The organism is Flavobacterium nitrogenifigens, from assembly GCF_003254565.1.
GTDB classification, from domain to species: Bacteria; Bacteroidota; Bacteroidia; order Flavobacteriales; family Flavobacteriaceae; genus Flavobacterium; species Flavobacterium nitrogenifigens.
In genome coordinates, this window is sequence record NZ_QJRI01000129.1 from 1 (window position 1) to 1258 (window position 1258).

Annotated in this window: 1 protein-coding gene; it reads left to right on the top strand. The window is 29.0% G+C overall.

Annotated features, from left to right (window positions below; all coding sequences use genetic code 11):
* Positions 1–1007: 1007 nt before the first annotated feature.
* On the top strand, positions 1008–1258 hold a 251-nt coding region (locus DM397_RS00580; protein ID WP_111375717.1), incomplete at its 3' end, for a DNA-deoxyinosine glycosylase.

A 1258-nucleotide genomic window follows, 5' to 3' on the forward strand; every position in this document is an offset into this window, starting at 1 on the left:
ACTGTCGGTGTGATAAAATGTGGTAGTTTTTGGTCTCTTATTACATAGCCTTCTTTCATTTTTTTTCTTTTCGAGCAAAAATATAAGATTTAACTTGTTATTTCATGCAAAGTAAAAAGAAAAAGTCAGGAGACTTTTAGCGGGTTTCTGGTTTTCAAGAAATAAAAAAATTGCGCAAAGTCGGAGACATTTGCGCAGCTTTTCAGTTGAACTCTTCGGGGAGCGAGTTACAATTTCAAAATCTCATATCACTAACTTTGAAACACTACCAATAATTAATCCCCAACACATCTAATACATTACCACAACTATTCAGATACTTTTCTAGAACCATATCTTTGAAGCAACAAAGATATCCATATCATAAGAAGTACAACTAAAGTAATTGAGACATAAACTTTATATCTATGATTCTCAATAAAAAATACCAATGGAATAAAATCAATTAAATAATAAATTAAGATTGAAACCAAAATTACAATCAAAGTATTTATAAAGCTATTTAAGTATTTATAAATAAAATATGAGCATATTAGTGGGTATAAGATTAGAGGAATTACATTGATATAAAAAAGTTTCATTGCTAAATCACCATAATTAATATTTTTTTGTTTCGATAGATAATAAAAATTATCGTCTGAAAATATTAATATTAATATTATTAATATTTTCAAAAAACTTAAACTTAAATATCCTAAAATTGAGACTAGTATTTCCTTTATATTTTTTTTCATGTTTTATTATTTTTTTATACTATTCCCCAAGTGGTTTACTCCATATTTGTTCCCCCCGCTCCACAAAGTGTTCTTCACTAGCGCTGCACAATCCCGAAAGCTTTCGGGACCGACTTTGCGCCAACTCAGTTTCTTTTAAGACGTAAATATCTAAAAGTTTTTTCTTTTAAAACTAAATCCAATACAAGTAAATATATTTATTTTGATTCTTAAGTCTTCTGCTCATTTCAAATCTTTATCTCTAATTTTACGCAACAAAAAACAGAAAAACCAATGCTAAAAAAAGCCCTTCAACCCTTAATCGACAAATCCACAATTATTCTAATCATGGGTACTATGGCGGGTGAACAGTCTATTGCTAAACAAGAATACTATGCGAACAAGGGAAATCTTTTCTGGAAAATTTTATTTTCTATTTTTGAAGAAGAATTCAGTGCTTCTTATGAAGATCGAAAAGCGTTGCTAGCAAAATACAATATTGGACTTTGGAATGTCCTTAAAAGCTGCAAAAGAGAAGGAAGTAG